Raw genomic sequence first — 18881 nt, forward strand, 5'->3', positions numbered from 1 at the left:
CCGTCTGCCACGGCGGCCCGCAGGCGCCGTGGCAGACGGCGACTGACATGTCCGCACCCCTTCGGACGGAACGGATGGCGTTTCCGGCAAGGGCAGTGCCGGTCGGCAACATCTAGGGGGTGTCCCCGAGCCGGTGGCAGGCGTCCAGGAGGGCCGCCAGTCGGCGTGACGGCGGGCCCTGGCGTACGACCAGATAGCTCTGGACGGCCGGGGCGGGGTCGGTGAAGGGCCGGAAGACGACGCGGGGGGCCGGCTGGATCTCGGCCTGGGGAGCGTAGTAGAGCGTCCAACTTGGCTTGCCGGAGGCGATGGCGGCGAGGGTGTCCTGGTCGGTGGTGAACGGCGGGCCCATGATCGGCTCGAACCCGGCCGCCCGGCAGGCGGCGACGGCTGTGTCCACCAGGTGGGGATTGGCCTCGCGGGGGGCAATCCGCAAGGGCAGCCCGGCCAGGTCGGCGAGGGCGATCCTCTGCCGGTTGGCCAGGGGGTGTCCCGCGGGCAGGGCCGCGACCAGGGCGTCGCGCCAGAGCGGGAGGTGCTCCAGCTCGGGGCTGTCCTCGACACCCCGGACGAAGGCGGCGTCCAGCTCACCGTCGCGGACCCGCTGGAGCCGGGCCGCGGTGGGCGCGCTGATCAGCTCGACCATCATCTGCGGGCGCGTTCGCTCAGCACGGTCAGCAGGGCGTCCAGCCGGGTGCCCAGCCCGACGCTGGTGCCCAGCCGCAGGGTCGATTCCTGCTCGGCCCGGAGCCCGGCCATCGCCTCGGCTGCGGAGCGCTCGGCGCGCAGGATGGCGCGGGCGTGCGGGAGGAAGGCCCGGCCCTCGGCGGTCAGCATGACGGTGGGGGTGGTGCGGTCGAACAGCGCAAGGCCGAACTCGCGCTCCAGCCGCCGGATCTGCTGGCTGACGCTCGACCGCTTCCACCTCGTCGGCCATTCGCTCGGCGCCGTCGTCGCCACGGCCACCGCGGGGCTCCACCCCGGCATGGTCCTTTCCCTGACGGCCCACGCCGGATGGATCAAGGCCGATGCACGGATGGTGTTCCAGTTCGAGCTGTGGAAGCGGCTGGCGCTCACCGACCCCGCCGCGCTGGCCCGCCTGCTGCTGCTGACCGCCATGGGGAAGGACACCCTCCACGCCTGGGGCGTGGCCGAGTTCGAGCAGATGGCCGCCGCCTTCACCGGCCTGCTCGAGGGCGCGGGGGAGGGCGTGGCCCGGCAGGCGGCGGCCAACATGACCCTCGACATCGCCGAGTTCCTGCCGAGCGTCAGCGCTCCGACGCTGATCATCGCCAGCGGCGACGATCGCGTCTTGCCCCCGCCCCACCAGCACGACCTGGCCGACCGCATCCCCCACGCCAGGCTGCTGCGGGTGCCCGGCGGACACGGCCTCCCCGGTCGGGACCCGTGCCCGGATCCGGGGCGGCGCGATATCGTGCGGGGCGCCAAGTCCGGTCACCGTGGAGGTGTTCTTCGATGCAGTGGGTGACCCGGGTCGATGTCGAAGCGTCGCCGGACGCTCTGTGGAAGGTCGTTGCGGAGGTGGAACGCTGGCCGGCGTTCATCGCCACGATGCGGCGCGTCGAGCGCCTCGACGGCAAGGAGCCGGGGCCGGGCTCGCTGGTGCGCGTCGCCCAGCCCCGCATGCCGGTGCTGACGTGGCGGATCATCGAATGGACGCCCGGTCGGTCGTTCGCCTGGCAGTCCGCGTCCGGCGGTGTGACGACGACCGGCACCCATACCGTCGCCCCCCGAGGCGACGGCAGCAGCCTGACCCTCGGCATCGATCAAACCGGGCTCCTGGCCCCGCTCGTTGGTCTGCTGACGGGGTGGCAGACGCGACGCTACGTCGAGGTCGAGGCGATGAGCATGAAGCGGCGCGCTGAGGAATCGGGCTGACGCCGTCGGGCCACGGCTTCCCGCGGGCTACGGTTTCCTGCGCCGGAGTCGCCTTCACGCCCCCGCGGGACCCTCGCCGTCCTGCTCCTGTGCCCTGGCCCAGGCGATGGCCCACTGGTTGAGCGGACCGAGGGCGTCGATGAGGGACGACCCCTGCGGGGTCAGCGCGTAGCCGTCGGTCGTGGCGACGACGATGCCGTTCGACGTGAGTTCGCGGAGCCGCTGGTAGAGGACGCTGGACGAGAGGCCTTCGCACCGCGCCATCAGGGCGCGAGCGCCCAGGGGCCCCTCGCGCAGCTCCCAGAGGATCCGCAAGGCCCATCGGCGGCCGAAGAGATCCATCGCGGCCATGACCGGACGACCGGTCGTCGAGCCACGAACCGGCGTTCCCGGGTGCGGTGTCGGCATGGCCCTCCTTGTGTTTCGCTATTCGAAACATTAGCATCCGTCGTTGTTTCTGATTTCGAAACAGTGCACTGGGAGACTCGATGTCGCGGATAGCCCTTCTGGAGCCCCCGTACGCTGACGAGGCCGGCGCGCAGCTCGCCCGCATGATGCCTGCGGGAGCCGCCCCCGTCGGACTGTTCCGGATGTTCGCCAGAAACCTCCCGATGGCCGGCGCCATGCACGCATGGGGGCGCTACGAGCTGGGCAGGCAACTGACTCTGAGCCTGCGGGAACGCGAGATCGTCATCGACCGGACGTGCGCACGGTGCAGCTGCGAGTACGAGTGGGGCGTGCACGTGATGACCTTCGCCGGGAAGGCCGGCCTCACCCACGAGCAGACGGCATCGCTGGTCCACGGCGGCCCGGACGACCCGTGCTGGACGTCGGAGCGGGAAAGGTTGCTCATCCTCGCCGTCGACGCCCTGCACGAGCACTCCGACATCGACGACGCATTGTGGGCACGGCTCGCGGCCTTCTTCGACGATCTGCAACTACTCGATCTGTTGCTGCTCTGCGGCTGGTACCACGCCGTCAGCTTCGCCGCGCGCGCCGCACGCGTGCCCCACGAGCCCGGCGCGCCCCGCTTCGCCGACGTCCTTCCGTCTGCCGGATGAGCCGCTTCCGCAGCTGTGCCGGTGTTGAGCGGCATCCCGAAGGCCATGAGCGCCACCAGTCAGGGGGCATCGTCCGCGGGGCGCCGGCGTGGGAAGGGCGGCGCCCCGGTCATGGCAGGGATACGACGCGTTCGATCGCCGACATGCCCCCGACGAGCGCGACCGGTCCGGCCTCGGTCAGGCGGGCGGAGGCGGTGACGGTTGCGGGGGTGCCGAGGGCGTCGCCCATGTCCACGGTGACGCCGGTGCCGCCGTCGTCGGCGAGCAGGGCGGCGAGACAGGCGGAGCTGTTGGCGTTCGCGATGTCCTCCGGGACGCCGATGGAGGGGGCGAACATACGGGCGGCGAGACGCCCGGTCGCCGACGGCGGGCTGTAGGCGTAGCAGCCGAGCAGGCCGAGGCGGTCGCATGCCTCGGCGAGCCGGTCGAAGTCCGGTGTGAGCGCTTGGAGCGCGTGCTGCGTGGCCACGGGAACGAGCAGTCGCCGCCGGCCGAGTTCGGCGACCCTCGCCCCGGGCGCGGGCATCTCCGGGGGAACGCCGAGAGCGTCGAGCACGGGACGGTGCGCGTCCGGCTCCGGTTCCTCGATCCCGACCGGCCCCCAGTCGAACGAGGAGTTGAACTGCCCGCCGGTCCGGACGGCCCGGCCCACGACGACGCGTCCCCCGCTGCGAAGGGCTGCGTGGTACTCGACCTGTCCCGACCGCTCGGCGAGAAACGCCATGGCGGCAATGGTTCCGTGGCCACACGCGGGCAGTTCACCGGCGGCCGTGAAGAACCGCAGCGACACCACAGGACCAGCGCCGGGGTGAGCGGGGGCATCGGCCTCGACCGAGACGAAGACGGCATGCGACGTTCCCAGTACGGTCGGGATCCTGCGGCGCTCCGCCTCGCCGAGGCCTGTCTCCTCCAATACGGCGGTCGGGCTGCCGCCCGCTCCGTCACGCAGGCAGGCATGCACGAGCGTGACCGACGGGCCGGCGCCGCCCGTGGCGGTCGTACCGGAGAGGGGATCATGCATGACACACACCGATCGTTTCGGAAATCGAAATATGCGGGCACGCTATCGCACGGTACGTGAACGGGAAAGAGTGCCATCGCGCGTACGCCACACCGCCGAGGTCGCGGTGACACCGCTTCACACGCGGAGGACGAGTTTGCCCGCGGTCCGGCGGTCGAGGAGGTCGCGGTGCGCGTCGGCCGCGCACGCCAGCGGGTACTCTCCGCCCACGAGCGGTCGGAGCTGCTGGGCGACGGTGAGGCGCAGCAGTTCGCGGAGCGGGGGTCCCGCGGCACCGCTTCGCTCAAGCACGGGCACCAGCCACAAGCCGCCCAGAACGGTGTTGCTCATGGTGAGGCGGGCCGGATCGACCGCCGGCAGGGGCCCGCCCGCCGAGGCTCCGTAGGTGATCAGACGGCCGAAGTGCGCGAGCGTGCCGAGAGCCTGCTCGAACACCTCGCCGCCGACAGCGTCCAGCACGACGTCCACCCCTCTTCCGTGGTTGGCGTCGAGGATTCGCTCCCGGTAGCCGTCGGCAGCCCCGTCGACCGCCGAGTCGGCCCCGAGGTCAAGAGCCAGGGACCGTTTGTCCGGGGTCGACGCCGTGGCGATCACCCGTCCGGCACCGAAATGCCTGGCCAACTGGATCGCGAGCGACCCCACGCCGCCCGCAGCCGCGTTCACCACCACGGCCTCTCCCGGCTGGACCCGTGCTGCCGACCGCAGCAGGTGCCAGGCGGTCAGCCCCTGGACGAGCAGTGCCGCCGCCTGGCCCGCGCCGATCTCTTCCGGGATCTCGATCAGGTCGCGCGCGCGGACGGCGGCCAGGGACGCGTAGCCGCCGGATGTCAGATAGCCAAGGACGCGCGTACCGTCGGCGGTTCTTCCCACGACTTCCATGCCGGGCACGTGTGGAAGGGTCTCGGCTGGGGCGTATTGGCCGGCGACGTTCTTGATGTCTCCGAAGTTGACGCCCGCGGCCTCGACCTCGACCAGGACCTCGCCGTCGCCCGGCACCGGGTCTGGGCGCTCGACCTCGGTCAGGACTTCGGGCCCGCCGAATCTGTCGAACTGAACGGCGCGCATGGGCTCTCCTCGAGGCTGTGACCAGCAGGTGCCCTGCAAGCCTAGAAAGCAGGCCGCCGGAGAAACCATCGGTGATCACCAATGGGCTGAGCGCCTTCCATGAAAGCTCCTCATGTAGCCTCGCGCGAGTGAGTACGGGAGACCTGACCGCGGGGGAACTGCGCATCCTGGTCGCCATCGCGGGGGAAGGGAGCTTCACGGCCGCCGCACAGCGACTCGGGCTCACCCAGTCCGCGGTCTCTCACGCGGTGCGCACGGTGGAACGCAAGATCGGAGCGGTGCTCTTCCAGCGCGGCCGCAGCGGAGCGCAACCCACCGAAGCCGGCGCGACCACCGTCAGGCATGCCCGCCGGATTCTTCGCCTGATGGACACCATGCGACAGGAAGCCGGCATCGCCGCGGCGGGCGGGACAACCGGAACGATCCGGGTCGCGTCCTTCCGCAGCGCCGCGTTCCACCTGCTGCCCGGCGTGCTGAGCCGCTTCGGGCAGCGGTGTCCCCGCGTCACCGTGGATGTGAGTGTCGTGCCGGAGACCGACGCAGGCGTTCCTGGAAAAGTGCGTGACGGTCTGGCCGACGTGGGCGTCACCGCTCTCTTCCCCCCTGTTGACGACCTGGTCACCCGGCAACTCTTCGAGGACTCGTATGTACTGGCCTACCCAACCGGACACCCCGATCCGCGTAGCCTCCCCACAATCCACTGGAAGGCACGCACCTCGGCCGAAACGGAAGCCTGGTGCGCACGGCAGGACTGGCTCTCCGCGAACGACATCCGGGTGGAAGACGACGACGTGGCCATGTCCATGGTGCGCCACGGACTCGGCGCGGCGGTCGTCCCGCGACTGACCCTGGGCAGCGCGCACCCCGCGGTGGCGGTGCAGGAACTCGGCCCTGACGCACCGATCCGGCGCATCGGATACGTCACCACCCCCGAAATGCTCAACTCAGCGGCCGTCCGCGGACTCATCGCCGAGCTCCGCGCCCAGCGCACGACCGAGCACCGGCCCTCCGTATCGCGTTGAGTCCCGGGCGGCAGTCTGTGGTGTAGATCGTCTGGCGGGCGGTTTGCCGATGAGTTCACCGCCCTCGAACGGTCTACCCAGCGACCCGACCGTTCTCGACAGGAGTGCCATGTCCACCATCCAGCCAGTGATCTTGACTGCCGACCAGGACGTCCTGCTCGGCTTCTATACGAAGTTGTTCGGCGCCGAGGAGATCTTCCGGGTACCGGAGGAAGGCCCGGCCTTCTACCTCGGCTTGCGCATCGGCGACACCGACCTCGGGCTGGTGGCCAAGACGGACCCGGGGACCGGGGCGGCACCGCGGATCCTGCTCAGCATCGGTGTCGACGACGTCGACGAGATGCTCGGCCGGGTGACGGCGCTGGGCGGCTCGGTCCGCGGCGGTCCCAACGACATGCCGTGGGGACAGCGCGTCGCCCACATCCAGGACCCCGACGGCAACCCGGTGAACCTCACCCAGCCGATCCCGGCTCAGTGACGCGGAAGGGGGACGCGCCACGGCCCCGCCGGTCGGAAGGGGAGCCGCCGGGCCGTGCGGCCCGGCGGCTTCAGGCGAGTTCGGTGGCGGGCTCGGTCGCGTAGCGGTTCATCGCGTCGATGTTGGCCTGTGGCGTCAGCGGCCGGCCGCCGGCGAGCGCGTCCCGGAGGTCTCGGAAGTACTGCACATACAGATCGGGGGTGAAGGTGCTGAGCATGACGGCGGGTTGGTCGGTCAGGTTGGCGAAGGTGTGCGGGGTGCCGGGCGGGACCATCACGAGTGTGCCCGTGGTGGCGTCGTAGTCCTCGTCTCCGACGGTGAACCGCACGGTGCCGGAGAGGATGTAGAAGCCCTCGTCGTGTCGGGCGTGGCGGTGCTGGGGCGGTCCCTGGGTGTGCGGGGCGAGGACGGACTCGGCGATCGCGAGGCGGTGCCCGGTGTGGCTGCCGTCCTCCAGGACACGCATGCGTGTGGTGCCCAGAACGATCGTCTCACCGTCGCCGGGACCCACCACAGAGAGGGCGGGGGCGGCTTGCGGGTCGCTGGTCTTGGCTTCTTCACTCATGCTCACGAGTGCACCGCCGGGGCCCTGCTCGTGTCCAAGACCTGTCCCGTGGCGCGGATACCTGGTGGGTATCGTTGCAGGGTGGAGCTACGGACCTTGCGCTACTTCGTGGCGGTCGCCGAGGAACTCCACTTCGGCCGGGCCGCCACCCGACTGCATATGAGCCAGCCGCCGCTGAGCCGGGCGATCAAGCAGTTGGAGGCCGATGTCGGGGCCCTGCTGTTCGCCCGCTCGCCCGTCGGCGTCGCGCTCACACCGATGGGCACGGTGCTGCTCGACGAGGCGCGGGCCCTGCTCGACCACGCCGACCGCGTCCGTGAACGCGTGAGCGCGGCGGCCGGCGTCACGACCATCACCGTCGGCATCCTGGGTGACGGCACCGACCCGGGAGTGACCAGGCTGGCCGCCGCCTACCGACGACGCCACCCCGGCATCGAGATCCGCATCCGCGACACCGATCTGACCGACCCCACGTGCGGGCTGCGCGCCGGACTGGTCGACATCGCCTTGACCCGAGCGCCGTTCGACGAGACCGCCCTGACGGTGCGTGCGCTGCGGACCGACCCGGTCGGCGTGGTCCTGCGCGCCGATGATCCGCTGGCCCGCCACCAACGGCTGCGGCTGGCCGACCTCAGCCAACGCCGCTGGTTCCAGTTCCCGCAGGGCACCGACCCCCTCTGGCAGTCGTACTGGAACGGCGGCAGGCCGCGCGAGGGCCCCGTGGTGCGCGCTGTCCAGGAATGCCTGCAGGCCGTGCTGTGGAACGGCACGGTCGGCCTGGCCCCGCTCGGACACGACCTTCCCACGGAGCTGGCCGTGGTACCGCTGATCGACATGGCGCCGAGCCGAGTGGTGGCGGTGTGGAACGAAGGTGACACCAACCCGTTGATCCGATCCTTCGCCGAGATCGCGACAGCCGCGTACCGCCACTGAGCGCTGGCGAGGTGGGGTCCGCGCCCCGGCCACCGGCGGTACCGGTCCTGGGTCAGTGCGGGGCGGCCTGCGGGGCAGGAGGGACGGGCGAGAGCCGGAAGGCGTCGCCATGGGGGACCACGTGGCCGGCGGTGGGCGGCGGGAAGTGGGTGCCCAGCACAAGCGCGCCGGTGCCGGCGAGCGAGCCGAGCAGCCGGCGGCGCGATGCCTCGGACTGCTCCGGATCGATATCGACGCAGGAGCCGATGGAGGGGTGGGCGAGCTGGACCGGGTGGTGGATGCAGTCGCCGGTGATCAGTGCTGTCTCGCCCTCGCTGGTCAGTCGGACGGCGAGGTGACCGGGGGTGTGCCCGGGAGTGGACAGCAGGCGCAGGCCGGGCACGATCTCGGCGCCCTCGGCGGGGACGTCGACGGTGTCGAGCAGGCCCGCCTCCTCGACCGGGATCACGGAGTCGCGGAACATCTGCTCGCGCGGCTCGTCCATGTCGTAGCCGGCCCAGAACTCCCGCTCGACGCGGGAGGTGACATAGCGGGCGGTGGGGAAGGTGGGGACCCACGTGCCGTTGACTTCCCGTGTGTTCCAACCGACGTGGTCGGTGTGCAGGTGGGTGAGGATCACCAAGTCGATGGTTTCCGGGGCGTATCCGGCGGCGGTGAGGCGCTCCAGGTAATCGGTCCGCAGGTCGTGCCAGGCGGGGTTGGCTCGCGTCTTGCCGTTGCCGATGCCGGTGTCGACCAGGACACGCACTCCACCGATGGTGAAGGCGAAGCTGTGGCTGTCGAGGTGCAGGGTGCCCTCGTGGTCGGCGAAGTCGGGGCGCAGCCAATCCTGTTGGTTGACGACGTCCGTGGTGGCGTCCGGTAGTAGCCAGGGTCCGGTTGCGGAGGGCAGCGGGGTCTCGTCGATGCGGTGGACGGTGATGTCGCCCACGGTCCACGTGGGGGTGGCGGTGGTCTCGTCGGCCTGTGAAGTGTTCATGGTCGTGTTCCCTTGGTCGTCAGCGGAGGTGATGGGAGGGGGCGTCCCTCCCCGCTAAACGCAATGGATTTGCCTTAAGTCACCGTAGGCCCTAGAGTCGCTTAAAGCAAACCATTAGCTTTTGATGGGTGGGGTTGCTGCTCCGTCGCTCCAGTCCGATCGCAGTCGCTCCAGTCCGGTCAGGAGGAAACGTCCATGTCCGCCGATGAACTCACACCGCCGGAAGCGGCCCGCTGGGCCGCCCGTGCCGGTCTCTCGCTTCCGGCCGACCGCCACGCCGCGGTGGCCGCCACCGCCGACCACATCCACTCCGTCGTCGCGGTCCTGCGGGAACTGGACTTCGGCGACACCCCGCCTGCCGCCGCCTATCGCGCGGGAGAGGAGAAGCGCGATGCAGCCGTATGAACTGTCCCTCACGGCAGCGTCTGAGGCGATCCGGACCCGGAAGCTGTCCCCGGTCGAGCTGGTGGACTCCGTGCTGGACCGCCTCGGGACGGTGGAGCCGCAGCTGGAGGCCTACGTCACCGTCACCCCGGAACAGGCCCGCCGGGCGGCGCGCGAGGCCGAGCGGGATCTCGCGGCCGGCCGGCGGCGCGGCCCGCTGCAGGGCATCCCCATGGGCCTGAAGGACCTGATCGACGTCGCCGGGGCGGCCACCACGGCCAGCTCCAGGGTACGCGCGGACCACCGCGCGGACGCCGACAGCACGGTCGCCGCCCGCCTGACCGCGGCCGGCGCGATCCTGATCGGCAAAACACACACCCACGAGTTCGCCTATGGGCTGACAACCCCGCAGACCCACAACGCCTGGGACCGGGACCGCGTCGCCGGCGGCTCCAGTGGCGGATCGGCCGTCGCGGTCGCCGCGGGCACCGCGACCTTCGCCCTGGGTACCGACACGGGCGGATCGATCCGCGTGCCATCCGCGCTCAACGGCGTCGTCGGCCTCAAGCCGACGTACGGCCTCGTCCCCCGTCACGGTGTCACGTCGCTGTCCTGGTCCCTGGACCACGTCGGGCCGATCACCCGCACCGTCGAGGACGCCGCGCTGGTCCTCGCCGCCCTGGCCGCCCACGACCCCCGCGACCCCGCCTCCCTCGCCACGTCCGGGGACTACCGGCCGGGCGCGGGCACGGACCTGACCGGCCTGCGCGTCGGGGTGCCGCGCAACTACTACTTCGACCACGTCGACCCGGAGGTCGAGGCGGCCGTCCGGCGCGCCATTGACACGCTCGAGAGCCTCGGCGCCCGCCTCGTCGAGGTCGAGATCCCCATGACGCGCTACATCCAGGCCACGCAGTGGGGCCTGATGGTGCCGGAGGCCACCGCCTACCACGAGCGCACCCTGCGCGCGGTCCCCGAGCTGTACCAGGCGGACGTGCGCATCCTCCTCGAGGCCGGGGAACTCATGCCCGCCGGGGACTATGTGCGCGCCCAGCGCGCCCGCACCCTCATGCGGCAGGCCTGGACCCGCCTGCTGGACGACGTCGACGTGATCGCCGCCCCCACGGTCCCGGTGACCGCGGTGAAGGCCGGCCAGGACACCGTCACCTGGTCCGACGGCACCGTGGAGGGCGTGTCCGACGCCTACGTACGCCTCTCGGCCCCAGCCAACATCACCGGGGTGCCCTCACTCTCGATACCGGTCGGCGACGACACGGCGGGCCTGCCGATCGGCATGCAGCTGCTCGGCCGACCCCTCGGGGAACCCGTGCTCCTGCGGATGGGCCACGCCTACGAGCAGACACGGCCCGCGCGCCGACTCGCGACGGTGTGACGAACGGACGAACGGACGAACGCGGGCACCGGCCGACCGACCGGGACCGGGGCGCTTGAAGCAACAAATTTGCTTTAAGCTGGGTGCATGGGTCGAAAACCGATGGTGCGCCCCGGTGGGCGCAGCGCCAGGGTGCAGGCGTCGGTGCACGCCGCCGTGCGCGAGCTCGAGTCGGAGGTGGGCCGGGAGGGTCTGACCGTCCCCCTGGTGGCCGCCCGGGCCGGAGTCACCCCTTCCACGATCTACCGTCGATGGGGCGACCTTCAGGAGCTGTTGTCGGACGTGGCGGTTGAGCGCCTGCGGCCCGAAACCGCACCGGAGGAGAAAGGGGATCTGCGGTCCGATCTCGAGGCTTGGGCCGAGCAGTTCCTCGAGGAAATGGCCTCCCCGACGGGCCGCGCCTACATCCGCGACGCCCTGCTGGGCGACCCGGACGGCAGCAACGCCGGCCAGTGCTCCGCCTACGCGGCCGAGCAGATCGACGTCATCCTCACCCGCGCGGCCGATCGGGGGGAGAGCGCGCCCGACGTCGAAATGGTCCTCGACCGCGTCGTCGGCCCGGTGATGTACCGCATCCTCTTCCGCCCGGACGGGCTCGACGCCGCCTACGCGCATCAGCTCGTGACAGGGCTCCTCGGCTCGGCCGACGGATGACGCTCCGCCGTTATGCGTCCAGCAGAGAGTGGTACTGGGCGTGGCCCGCGTCGGACGGGTCTCCGCCGTGGATCTTGGCCAGGGCGCGCTTGGCCATGCCGTCGACCGTGACGGCCCGGCGAATTTCATGATTGACGGCTTCGGCGTATGACTGCGGGGAGTCCAGAGACCACCACGACCCGCCGTCCCCGACCTCATGGAAAGTCACGGTGCCGTCGGAGTCGTCGGAGATCTGGAACCCGTCGTCCTGCGCGCTTGCCACGAGCGACTTGACTTTGGACTGAATCGCAGTCAGCTGGGAATGCGCGTCGTCCAGGATCGCCCAGACGCTGCTGGCCTCCTTGTACAGGTCCTCGAATTCTTTCGCGGTCTTGCCGACGAACTCACCCGTGACCGTCGCGTTGAGCCCGGCCCACCGCGCGCCCTCCGACTTCTTCAGCAGGCCCGAACGCGCGTCGTTCATCAGCTCCTTCAGGCCATCGACAACGGACTTCCAGTCCGTGGCGGCGGTACTGAGCTTTCCGAGATCGGCCCCGACGAGATCCGTGTAAGTAAGAGTCCCCATGGTCATTCCCCCGTTTCCGCTACTTCACCATCTCGGATATCTCGGAAACGCTCACGGCCGAGCCGTCCCGGTTTCGGAACGAGGCCGCGATCAGCTCGTCGTCGTGCGCGTGACTCTTCTTCGAGTAGTCCAGGTGGTTGGAGATATGGGCGCACATCTGCAGCACGGTTTTCACCTGGGAAGTCCAGACGGACACCGTCGTGCTCAGCTCATCGCCCATGGTGAAGTTGCGGTCGCTCAGCGCCTTGGCCGCCTGCATGGACGACCCCACGCCGTCCTTGTCCGCCCCGGCCCCGGCGATGTCGGCCGCCTTCTGCAGCTTCCCGTGCAGGACGAAGGCCTCGTGCCCCACGGCGCCCAAGTCGTCCTGGTGGACGATGAGATCGGAGGACTTGCCGCCGTCCTCGCCCCCGCCGCCACCGCCGGCCGCGGCAAGCTGGTTGAGTCGCGTATGGGCGCTCTGCTGCCCGGCCGCGTCCGCCTTGAGCTGAGACCACTCGCTGTCGAACGACATTTCCCCGTTACCTCCCGAAAAGAACATCACCGCGCCCGGCGCCGCGGCGGTCCCTCCCCTGGCCCGCCGCACCACATCGCGAATAAAAACGCATGCTAGCTGAATCGGATGACATCACTCCGGCTGCGGCCGGGCAAAGTTAGCCTCAATTCGTCCAGCTTGCCGCTGGGTGTGTGGCCGGGGGTTGGGCCTTCCCGGTTGCGGCCCCTCAAGGCCGGCTCGACTGGAACAGCGCGGCGGTCGGACCTTCGAGGGTGTCGCCGTCCGCGTCGGACAGCGCCTCCTCGCGCCGGCCGCGGAGAGCGGGCACAACCACAAGACCGGACAGCCGGTCGTGCGATGCCGGGGCGTCGGGGGAGCGCCGAGCCCGTTGGACGCCCGGTGCTCGCCCCTACCAGTCCGGCATGCAGTGGGGAATTGAGCCGCGCGGGCGGACGCACCCTTTCCCAAGGTCTACACCAGCAGCCGAATCGACGGTGCTTCCACATCAACTGCGATCTCCGTCTTGCACTCTGCGCAATACACGGGGCTGGGACGCCGCACATTGGTCTGGATCGAGCCCTTGCTTGACGTCTCCTGATGCGGGCAGTAGCAGCCGTAATGCAGGCGGACCCATGAGCTGAGCGGCGTCGCCTGCCCTCCGCGTTTGGCGTCCTGGAACGGTGCCCACCAGAAGTCGACCGCGGACTTCAACGTGAGCCGGTCATCCTGGCTCGTCACGTCGAACGCCGCGATCCCTGCTGCCGTGAAGTGGTGGCCATCCCGGCCGCTCATGCAGACAGCCCGCTCGGCTCCCCACTTCAGTACCGTCGTCCGGCCCACTCGCTCGCAGACGAAGCAGTCCAAGCTCAACTCGATCGTGCGCTCCCAGAACAAGCGTTCACGGTGAGCCTGCTCCACTCCGGACAGAACCGCACTGATCTCAAGGCTGCGCAGCATTGGGCGGTGGTCGCATACCTGACGAGCGACGGGGCGGGTATCGAAGGCCTGAAGCTCCCGCGCAGGGCGGCCCGCAAGGAAACGCCGGCGACATCCGCCTGCTGATCCGCATCCTTCGCCTCCTCCACCGCGATTCTCACGGCGATCATCCCCATCGCCGTACCGCTGCTGCTCGCCAGTCACCTCAGCGGCGCCGGACTGATCGCCGCGCTCGCCGTCTCCACGACGATCGTCGACACCTCTCCCTTCTCGACCAACGGAGCACTCGTCCTCAGCAACGCCCGTGGGGTGGACACCCGCCGCTTCTACCGCCAGGTCATCGGCTACACCGGCGGAATCGTCGCCCTCGGCCCCGTCGTCGCCTGGGGCGCCCTGGTCCTGCCCTGGTCATAGCGCGAAGACCGACGACGGACAGCGGAGGGCGCCGAGCCCGACCACGCCCGGCGCCCTCCGTATGGCCGGCGGGAACGGTGCAAGCCACGGATGATCTGTTGCGAGGTGGTCGTCGCCGCAGAGGAAGGAGGGCCGCTCAGGCGGCGCGGCGGGCCTTGCCGCGGCGTACGGCGAGGGCGGTGCCGCCGTCGGCGACGATCAGCGCGGCCGCCACGCCGGCCATCGCCGCGGCGTTGTCGTCCGTGCCGGTCTCGGCGAGGGCGGAGCCCTTGGCCGCAGCCGACGGAGCGGGAGCCCGGTTGGCCTTCATGGTCTTGGCGATCCAGCCCGTGTAGGCGGGTGCGCTGGAGTAGAGGCCGGGACCCTTGGAGCACGGCACGTTCGGGGCGCCGGGCCCCGAGGTGACACCGATCAGCTCCCAGCGGCCGTCGCGGCCCTTTTGGACCATCCGGGCAGCGGGTCGGCGGATGGGGGGCCTGCCCCCCGCGGTGGCGGCCCGAGCACCGGCCGGGCCCGGGTGAGCGGCCCCGCTACAACAGGTGGCGGGCGAAGAAGGTCCCCACCCGGCGCCGTACCTCGGCGAGTGTCACCGCAGGGTCGCCGGTGCCGATGAGCGCGGCCCGCGCCGTCGCCGTCACGAGTCCGGCGGTCTGGAGCCGCGCGACGAGCGAGCCGTAGTCGGTGAACGCCCAGTGGTTCGCGTCGGCGAGCAGCGCGCGGTGGCCGGGAAGGCTCGCCCACGAGGACTCGATACGGGCGGCGCCCTCGAATCCGCCGGTGCGGAACAGCAGCAGCGGCGGGTCGAAGCCGCCCGGCGTCGGATACAGGTCGAGATAGCCCTCGAGGTTCGCCACCGCGCCGACCCGGCGGTCGCCACGGGCCGTGTACACCGCCGCCGTGCCACCCGCGGAGTGTCCGTACATCCCGATCCGGCAGGGGTCCATGACCGGGGCGAGCGGCAGGTCGCCGAGCCGGTCAAGGACCAAGCGGAGGTCCGCGATCCGGGTGTCCACCATCGTGCGGAAGGTCGCCGGGTCCGGCGGTCCGGTCAGGACGGTCGTCCGCATCCCGGTCGGCAGTTCCACCTGAGAGGCGTCACCGGGGTGGTCGACGAGGAAGACCACTCGGCCGTGGCTCGCCAGGTCCTCGGCGAGGGTGGTGCCGAGCGTGCGGGAGTCACCGCCACCGGGGGAGTACACCAGCACCGGCCGCCGCCCGGGCAGCGGCGGTGCGCCGACGTACCCGTGGGTGAGGACCGCGCCCCAGTCCACCGTCCCCGGCCCCGGCAGTCCCGGATGAACGTGCGGCGCGTACTCGGCGAACACCGCGGCCTCATCCGGGGTGAGCTGCGGGGCCCGGGAGCAGCCGCGTACCGATCGGGCCGGATACAGGACGGTCAGCATGACCTCCCGCACGCCGCCCACCCACGGGTCGGTACGGGCCGGATCCGTCAGATGGACCGTCCGCATGCCCACCGGGTACGGGCCGGCGGGCGCGGGCAGCCGGAGGACCGGGCCGCCACCGGAGGCGGACGCGGCCGTGGGCAGCAGGGCGGAGGCACTCCCGCATAGGGTGCCTTTCAGAAGAGCGCGTCGTGACGTCATACGGACATCCTTGGGGCGGGGGCCGTCACGATGCGAAGGTTCAGGCCCTGGCCGAAAGGCTGGTCCAGGACGAGGAGTTGTGAGAGTGCTGCGAATCCACTTCACGGCGCAGGACTTCGCCCGGGTCCGCTTCGCCACCCGCCCGGCGCCGCTCCAGGAGCTGCACGCCGCCCTGACGACAGCCGTGGCCCGGCGGGGCGGGCCACTGTTCGCACCGTGGCGCGCCCGTGTCCTGCGTTCCCTCCCGGCCGCCAGTGACCCGCTCGCCGACCTGGTTCCGGCGGGCCGCCCGCCCTCCTTCCTCGACGTCCTCGGCGACACCATGGCCGACGGCTTCGCGCAGATCCGCGCCACCAGCCCCGGCCACGTCCGCTCCGAGCTGGAGCGGGTCTACGGGGCGGTGCCCGCCCCTCGCTGGATCCGCAGCCTGCACGCGGGCGACGAGACGGCCTGGCGCACCCTGCACCGCGCCCAGCAGGCCGCGTACGAGACGGTCCTCGCCCCGGTCTGGCCCGTCGTACAGGATCTGCACCGAGAGGAGTTCACCCGCTACGCCCTGGCTGTCGCCGAGCACGGCGTGGCCGCCACGCTGACCGGCCTGGCCCCGGGCAGCCGGCTCCACGAGGCCGTGTGGGAATGGCCCGGCGCGGCGCCGGCCCGCGATGTCCGCCTCGACGGGCGCGGCCTGGTCCTGCTGCCCACTTTCCACCACCCGGCGGGCCCGCTTCTCCAGGACATCCCGGGCCGCCCCGCAATCCTGACGTACCCGGCCGGTCCCGGGCTCCCGCCCACCGCGGGGCGCCCGGCCGTGCCCGCCGAGGCCCTGGCCGCCGTCCTGGGCCGCACCCGGCTCGACGCGCTGCGCCTCCTCGCCGAGCCCCACACCACGACATCCCTGGCCCGCGCCCTCCACGTCAGCAACGCGACGGCCTCCTCCCACGCGGCGGCGCTCAGATCGGCAGGCATGGCGACGACGACCCGCACAGGCCGCTCGGTCACCCACCAGCGCACGGCCCTCGGCACGCTGGTCGCGAGCGCGTCGCTCTACTGAACAGGTTCGCCGGACCGCTGTTGACAGGGAGTGCTCGACGAAGCGGATGGGGTGATGTGCCTCAGCGGTAGCCTGCCAGGCCGTCCGCGAGTTCTTCCTCGTCGCCGTCGCGGATTGCGAAAAGGGCTTGCTGCAGGGCGAATGTGCCGCGGATCGCGGCGATGCGGGTAGGGAGTCCGTGGGTGGACCAGCTGCCCAGGGCGAGCACCCGCTCCAGCATTTCCCGGCCGTAACTCGCGCCGATGGCTGCGAGATCCTCGGCCGGGTCGCTGAGTGCGACATCGTCCCAGTCGAGTACTCCGGACAGGTGCGGCAGGCCGTGCTTCCACACCCAGAGGACGTTTTCTGCACCGAGGTCGCCATGCACCACCGCTCGGGTGACGTGGGGAAGGCCGTCGAGTGCTGTGAGTTCCCGCTCGGCCCGTAGGCGCCCGCTGTCGGACATGAGCTGGAACAGCTCCGCGCGCACGTTCTCCGCGAACCGCCGCCACCGGCCTTCTGGTGCCCGGGGGAGAACTGCTCGTACCGTCTCGTCGCTGCCGGCACGGGCCAGAGCGGACAGCAGCGTGGCGTACTGCGCCGCCACGGTGTCGGCCACTTCGGCATCGTTGAGGGCGCCGGCCTCCAGCGGTTCCCCGGGAATGCGACCGAGTACGAGGAACGGCGCCTCGTCGGTGCCGTGGGCGCCGCCCTGGAGCAGCGGCTCAGGGGTGCGGAAGCCGAGGTCGAGGCCGGCGAGTGCGTGTAGTGCGGCCATCCGCTCCGGTAACCGAGCGGCCGCTGCCCGGGTGCGAGGCAGGCATACGACGCGGTCTGAGCCCATGACCACGGTGTGGAATTGCCCCTGACGTACTGCGAGGTCGTCCGGTTTGTCATCGGGCAGCAGGCGGCTCAGCAGAGCGCGATGCGTCGTACGGATGCTCACGAGTGTGACCTTTGGATCCTTCGTCGGGTCGGAGGTCGTGGCGGCCCCGCATGCCTGCGGAGGCCTGGCCGGTTCGGTCCTCCTTCAGTGATCACGCGGCTCGGTGCGCGTCCCGTCAATTCTTCAACTGTGAAGGCGCCGTCAATTCTACCGATGAAACCGCCGATGGCGGATAGGTGACTCAAGTATCCCGGGTGCCGAGTTGTTCGTCACCCAGTCCGTGAGGGCCATCGACACGAGCGTGGGCAACGCTACCCGCGAGAGTCCGGTTGCGATCGAAAAGCTTGACCGATCAGGGCTGATGGCAACGTGGTCAACCTCCGTTTCCCTCTTTCCCCGGGGAAGGGTCGACTGTTGCGCGGTGGCTCCGGGGCGAGGAATCGAGCTACGCGGCCCTCGGAAGGCGGTTGACGGCCGTGATCAAGTCAACCTAAGCTCTCGATTCGGAATAGGGGAGCGAGACGGGGAAGCCTCAGGCCGCACGGGTCGGAGGCGGCATCTCCGTGATTGTCCCCCTACTGGTTACTGACTCTTGGCATCGGCAAACCAAGGTGGCGATCTTGGGGGCGGCTTACAGGAAACGTCACGATGGCTCAGGTCTCTCCAGGTGAGGGGTGGTATGTCCATTCCCTTCAAAGAAAACGATGACATCTGTCGCGACACTGGCTGCCTCGCCTTCATCGAGGACAACTGGACCGATAGGCGCCCGCACAGCCGTCGGCCGGCCGCGGCGCCACCTGTGTGAGCCCACAACCGATAAAACGAGACCTGCGACTGGCTCGTGGCCATCTCGAAGGGGCCGGTGACGACACGATGGCGGAGAAGACCGAGCGGATCGGGGACTTCGCCATCGCCGCACGGGCACGCGACGAGCGCTTATCGCTGAACGCCTGGCAAGCGGACGGAGAACGGGGCCCGGGGGAACAGTGACCGAGGAGATACTTCCCGCCGACGTGATGTCCGCGGAGGCATTCGACGACGCCGCGGACATTTATCTTTTCGCCGAGGAACGCGCGGCCGTCGTCGGCGCCGTACCACGGAGCCGACGGGAATTATCGATGGGCGAGATTCACATCTGGTGCCGGGAGTACGACCTCTTCCGCTCGGGCCTGACACCCGCCGCCGAACACGGGGACAACGACGGCCCCGTCCTCCACCTCCCGCTGACGCCCGACCGGTGCCGCACGGCCGGGCCGCTCGGCGGGCGCCGCCATGTTCGGGGGCCCGCCGCCGAGGGCCGGCGCCCGCCGGCCGGGTGGAACGCGGACACCCCGATGCCGTCCCCGACGCTCACGGCCGCCTCCGCCGCCCAAAGCGCCCGCAACCCGGACCCGACCGCGCCGGTCGGATCGCCGAGGACGGCCCCGTGAGCCGCCCCGGGCCGGGCTGACCACCCGGACCCGCTTGCCGCAGCGCCAAGGGGCCGAGGGCCCGTA

At 70.7% G+C, this 18881-nt stretch carries 23 protein-coding genes and 2 pseudogenes; 12 read left to right on the forward strand and 13 right to left on the reverse strand.

Going from position 1 to position 18881, the window contains the following annotated elements:
• Nucleotides 1-112: 112 nt before the first annotated feature.
• Complete coding sequence (locus ABFY07_RS02975; protein ID WP_346172903.1) at nucleotides 113-649, reverse strand: LysR family substrate-binding domain-containing protein; 537 nt, start codon at nucleotides 647-649, stop codon at nucleotides 113-115.
• Nucleotides 646-987 (reverse strand): LysR family transcriptional regulator, encoded by a 342-nt coding sequence (locus ABFY07_RS02980; RefSeq protein WP_346172904.1) that lies wholly within the window; start codon nucleotides 985-987, stop codon nucleotides 646-648. Before ABFY07_RS02980 ends, ABFY07_RS02975 begins: the two co-directional genes overlap by 4 nt.
• Here ABFY07_RS02980 and ABFY07_RS02985 point away from each other — a divergent pair.
• Together ABFY07_RS02985 and ABFY07_RS02990 are read left to right on the forward strand one after the other, a co-directional pair.
• Nucleotides 905-1489 carry an alpha/beta fold hydrolase gene (locus ABFY07_RS02985; RefSeq protein WP_346173117.1) on the forward strand — a complete coding sequence of 195 codons (585 nt, stop codon included), beginning with the start codon at nucleotides 905-907 and terminating at the stop codon, nucleotides 1487-1489. The two genes, ABFY07_RS02980 and ABFY07_RS02985, sit on opposite strands and share 83 nt — an antisense overlap.
• Entirely contained in the window at nucleotides 1477-1899 is a 423-nt protein-coding gene (locus ABFY07_RS02990) for an SRPBCC family protein (RefSeq protein WP_346172905.1), read from the forward strand. The genes ABFY07_RS02985 and ABFY07_RS02990 overlap by 13 nt, the downstream gene beginning before the upstream one ends.
• 54 nt (nucleotides 1900-1953) lie before the next feature.
• Here ABFY07_RS02990 and ABFY07_RS02995 read toward each other — a convergent pair whose 3' ends face one another.
• Entirely contained in the window at nucleotides 1954-2250 is a 297-nt protein-coding gene (locus ABFY07_RS02995) for a winged helix-turn-helix transcriptional regulator (protein ID WP_428836851.1), read from the reverse strand.
• Between the two features lie 137 nt (nucleotides 2251-2387).
• Between ABFY07_RS02995 and ABFY07_RS03000 the strand changes: the two genes are divergently transcribed.
• A complete protein-coding gene (locus ABFY07_RS03000) occupies nucleotides 2388-2960 on the forward strand; it encodes a carboxymuconolactone decarboxylase family protein (protein ID WP_346172907.1) in 573 nt (190 codons plus the stop codon).
• Nucleotides 2961-3069: 109 nt separating this feature from the next.
• Here the strand turns inward: ABFY07_RS03000 and ABFY07_RS03005 are convergent, their stop codons facing one another.
• Both ABFY07_RS03005 and ABFY07_RS03010 read right to left on the reverse strand, forming a co-directional pair.
• The gene (locus ABFY07_RS03005; RefSeq protein WP_346172908.1) at nucleotides 3070-3981 is read right to left on the reverse strand and encodes a PhzF family phenazine biosynthesis protein; all 912 of its coding nucleotides are present in this window, start codon (nucleotides 3979-3981) and stop codon (nucleotides 3070-3072) included.
• Nucleotides 3982-4098: 117 nt separating this feature from the next.
• Entirely contained in the window at nucleotides 4099-5046 is a 948-nt protein-coding gene (locus tag ABFY07_RS03010; protein ID WP_346172909.1) for a quinone oxidoreductase family protein, read from the reverse strand.
• Between the two features lie 71 nt (nucleotides 5047-5117).
• On the opposite strand from ABFY07_RS03010, the gene ABFY07_RS03015 reads away from it, so the two are divergent.
• Nucleotides 5118-6068 carry a LysR family transcriptional regulator gene (locus tag ABFY07_RS03015; RefSeq protein WP_346172910.1) on the forward strand — a complete coding sequence of 317 codons (951 nt, stop codon included), beginning with the start codon at nucleotides 5118-5120 and terminating at the stop codon, nucleotides 6066-6068.
• Nucleotides 6069-6177: 109 nt separating this feature from the next.
• Complete coding sequence (locus ABFY07_RS03020) at nucleotides 6178-6546, forward strand: VOC family protein (protein WP_346172911.1); 369 nt, start codon at nucleotides 6178-6180, stop codon at nucleotides 6544-6546.
• A 70-nt stretch (nucleotides 6547-6616) separates the two neighbouring features.
• On the opposite strand, the gene ABFY07_RS03025 is transcribed toward ABFY07_RS03020, so the two are convergent.
• Entirely contained in the window at nucleotides 6617-7111 is a 495-nt protein-coding gene (locus ABFY07_RS03025) for a cupin domain-containing protein (protein ID WP_346172912.1), read from the reverse strand.
• Between the two features lie 81 nt (nucleotides 7112-7192).
• Between ABFY07_RS03025 and ABFY07_RS03030 the strand changes: the two genes are divergently transcribed.
• A complete protein-coding gene (locus tag ABFY07_RS03030) occupies nucleotides 7193-8044 on the forward strand; it encodes a LysR family transcriptional regulator (protein WP_346172913.1) in 852 nt (283 codons plus the stop codon).
• 52 nt (nucleotides 8045-8096) lie between these two features.
• Here the strand turns inward: ABFY07_RS03030 and ABFY07_RS03035 are convergent, their stop codons facing one another.
• Nucleotides 8097-9023, reverse strand: a complete 927-nt coding sequence (locus ABFY07_RS03035; protein ID WP_346172914.1) for an MBL fold metallo-hydrolase — start codon at nucleotides 9021-9023, stop codon at nucleotides 8097-8099.
• Between the two features lie 195 nt (nucleotides 9024-9218).
• On the opposite strand from ABFY07_RS03035, the gene ABFY07_RS03040 reads away from it, so the two are divergent.
• The 3 genes from ABFY07_RS03040 to ABFY07_RS03050 all read left to right on the forward strand — a co-directional run bounded on the left by ABFY07_RS03040 (nucleotide 9219) and on the right by ABFY07_RS03050 (nucleotide 11454).
• Nucleotides 9219-9428: a hypothetical protein gene (locus tag ABFY07_RS03040; protein WP_346172915.1), complete on the forward strand. Its 210-nt coding sequence runs from the start codon at nucleotides 9219-9221 to the stop codon at nucleotides 9426-9428.
• Nucleotides 9415-10800 carry an amidase gene (locus ABFY07_RS03045; RefSeq protein ID WP_346172916.1) on the forward strand — a complete coding sequence of 462 codons (1386 nt, stop codon included), beginning with the start codon at nucleotides 9415-9417 and terminating at the stop codon, nucleotides 10798-10800. The genes ABFY07_RS03040 and ABFY07_RS03045 overlap by 14 nt, the downstream gene beginning before the upstream one ends.
• A gap of 87 nt (nucleotides 10801-10887) precedes the next feature.
• Nucleotides 10888-11454 carry a TetR/AcrR family transcriptional regulator gene (locus ABFY07_RS03050; protein ID WP_346172917.1) on the forward strand — a complete coding sequence of 189 codons (567 nt, stop codon included), beginning with the start codon at nucleotides 10888-10890 and terminating at the stop codon, nucleotides 11452-11454.
• A gap of 10 nt (nucleotides 11455-11464) precedes the next feature.
• Here ABFY07_RS03050 and ABFY07_RS03055 read toward each other — a convergent pair whose 3' ends face one another.
• Together ABFY07_RS03055 and ABFY07_RS03060 are read right to left on the reverse strand one after the other, a co-directional pair.
• Nucleotides 11465-12025, reverse strand: coding sequence for a hypothetical protein (locus ABFY07_RS03055; protein ID WP_346172918.1), 561 nt, complete (start codon nucleotides 12023-12025; stop codon nucleotides 11465-11467).
• A 13-nt stretch (nucleotides 12026-12038) separates the two neighbouring features.
• Complete coding sequence (locus ABFY07_RS03060) at nucleotides 12039-12533, reverse strand: hypothetical protein (protein ID WP_346172919.1); 495 nt, start codon at nucleotides 12531-12533, stop codon at nucleotides 12039-12041.
• Nucleotides 12534-12756: 223 nt separating this feature from the next.
• On the opposite strand from ABFY07_RS03060, the pseudogene ABFY07_RS43070 reads away from it, so the two are divergent.
• A pseudogene (locus ABFY07_RS43070) lies at nucleotides 12757-12873 on the forward strand (IS982 family transposase); the annotation flags it as partial.
• 113 nt (nucleotides 12874-12986) lie between these two features.
• Here the strand turns inward: ABFY07_RS43070 and ABFY07_RS03065 are convergent.
• From ABFY07_RS03065 to ABFY07_RS03075, 3 genes and pseudogenes are all read right to left on the reverse strand, one after another.
• Nucleotides 12987-13472, reverse strand: coding sequence for a hypothetical protein (locus ABFY07_RS03065; protein WP_346172920.1), 486 nt, complete (start codon nucleotides 13470-13472; stop codon nucleotides 12987-12989).
• A 529-nt stretch (nucleotides 13473-14001) separates the two neighbouring features.
• A pseudogene (locus ABFY07_RS03070) lies at nucleotides 14002-14310 on the reverse strand (serine protease); the annotation flags it as partial.
• Nucleotides 14311-14395: 85 nt separating this feature from the next.
• A complete protein-coding gene (locus ABFY07_RS03075; RefSeq protein ID WP_346172921.1) occupies nucleotides 14396-15469 on the reverse strand; it encodes an alpha/beta hydrolase family protein in 1074 nt (357 codons plus the stop codon).
• A gap of 85 nt (nucleotides 15470-15554) precedes the next feature.
• Here ABFY07_RS03075 and ABFY07_RS03080 point away from each other — a divergent pair, with 85 nt between their 5' ends.
• Nucleotides 15555-16520, forward strand: a complete 966-nt coding sequence (locus ABFY07_RS03080) for an ArsR/SmtB family transcription factor (RefSeq protein WP_346172922.1) — start codon at nucleotides 15555-15557, stop codon at nucleotides 16518-16520.
• 61 nt (nucleotides 16521-16581) lie between these two features.
• Here ABFY07_RS03080 and vph read toward each other — a convergent pair whose 3' ends face one another.
• Nucleotides 16582-17445 carry a viomycin phosphotransferase gene (vph, locus tag ABFY07_RS03085; RefSeq protein ID WP_346172923.1) on the reverse strand — a complete coding sequence of 288 codons (864 nt, stop codon included), beginning with the start codon at nucleotides 17443-17445 and terminating at the stop codon, nucleotides 16582-16584.
• Nucleotides 17446-18371: 926 nt separating this feature from the next.
• On the opposite strand from vph, the gene ABFY07_RS03090 reads away from it, so the two are divergent.
• Complete coding sequence (locus tag ABFY07_RS03090) at nucleotides 18372-18815, forward strand: hypothetical protein (RefSeq protein ID WP_346172924.1); 444 nt, start codon at nucleotides 18372-18374, stop codon at nucleotides 18813-18815.
• The last annotated feature ends 66 nt before the right edge of the window (nucleotides 18816-18881 follow it).

Origin of the sequence: Streptomyces sparsogenes subsp. cuspidosporus, assembly GCF_039532705.1 — a bacterium.
Taxonomy (GTDB): domain Bacteria; phylum Actinomycetota; class Actinomycetes; order Streptomycetales; family Streptomycetaceae; genus Streptomyces; species Streptomyces sparsogenes.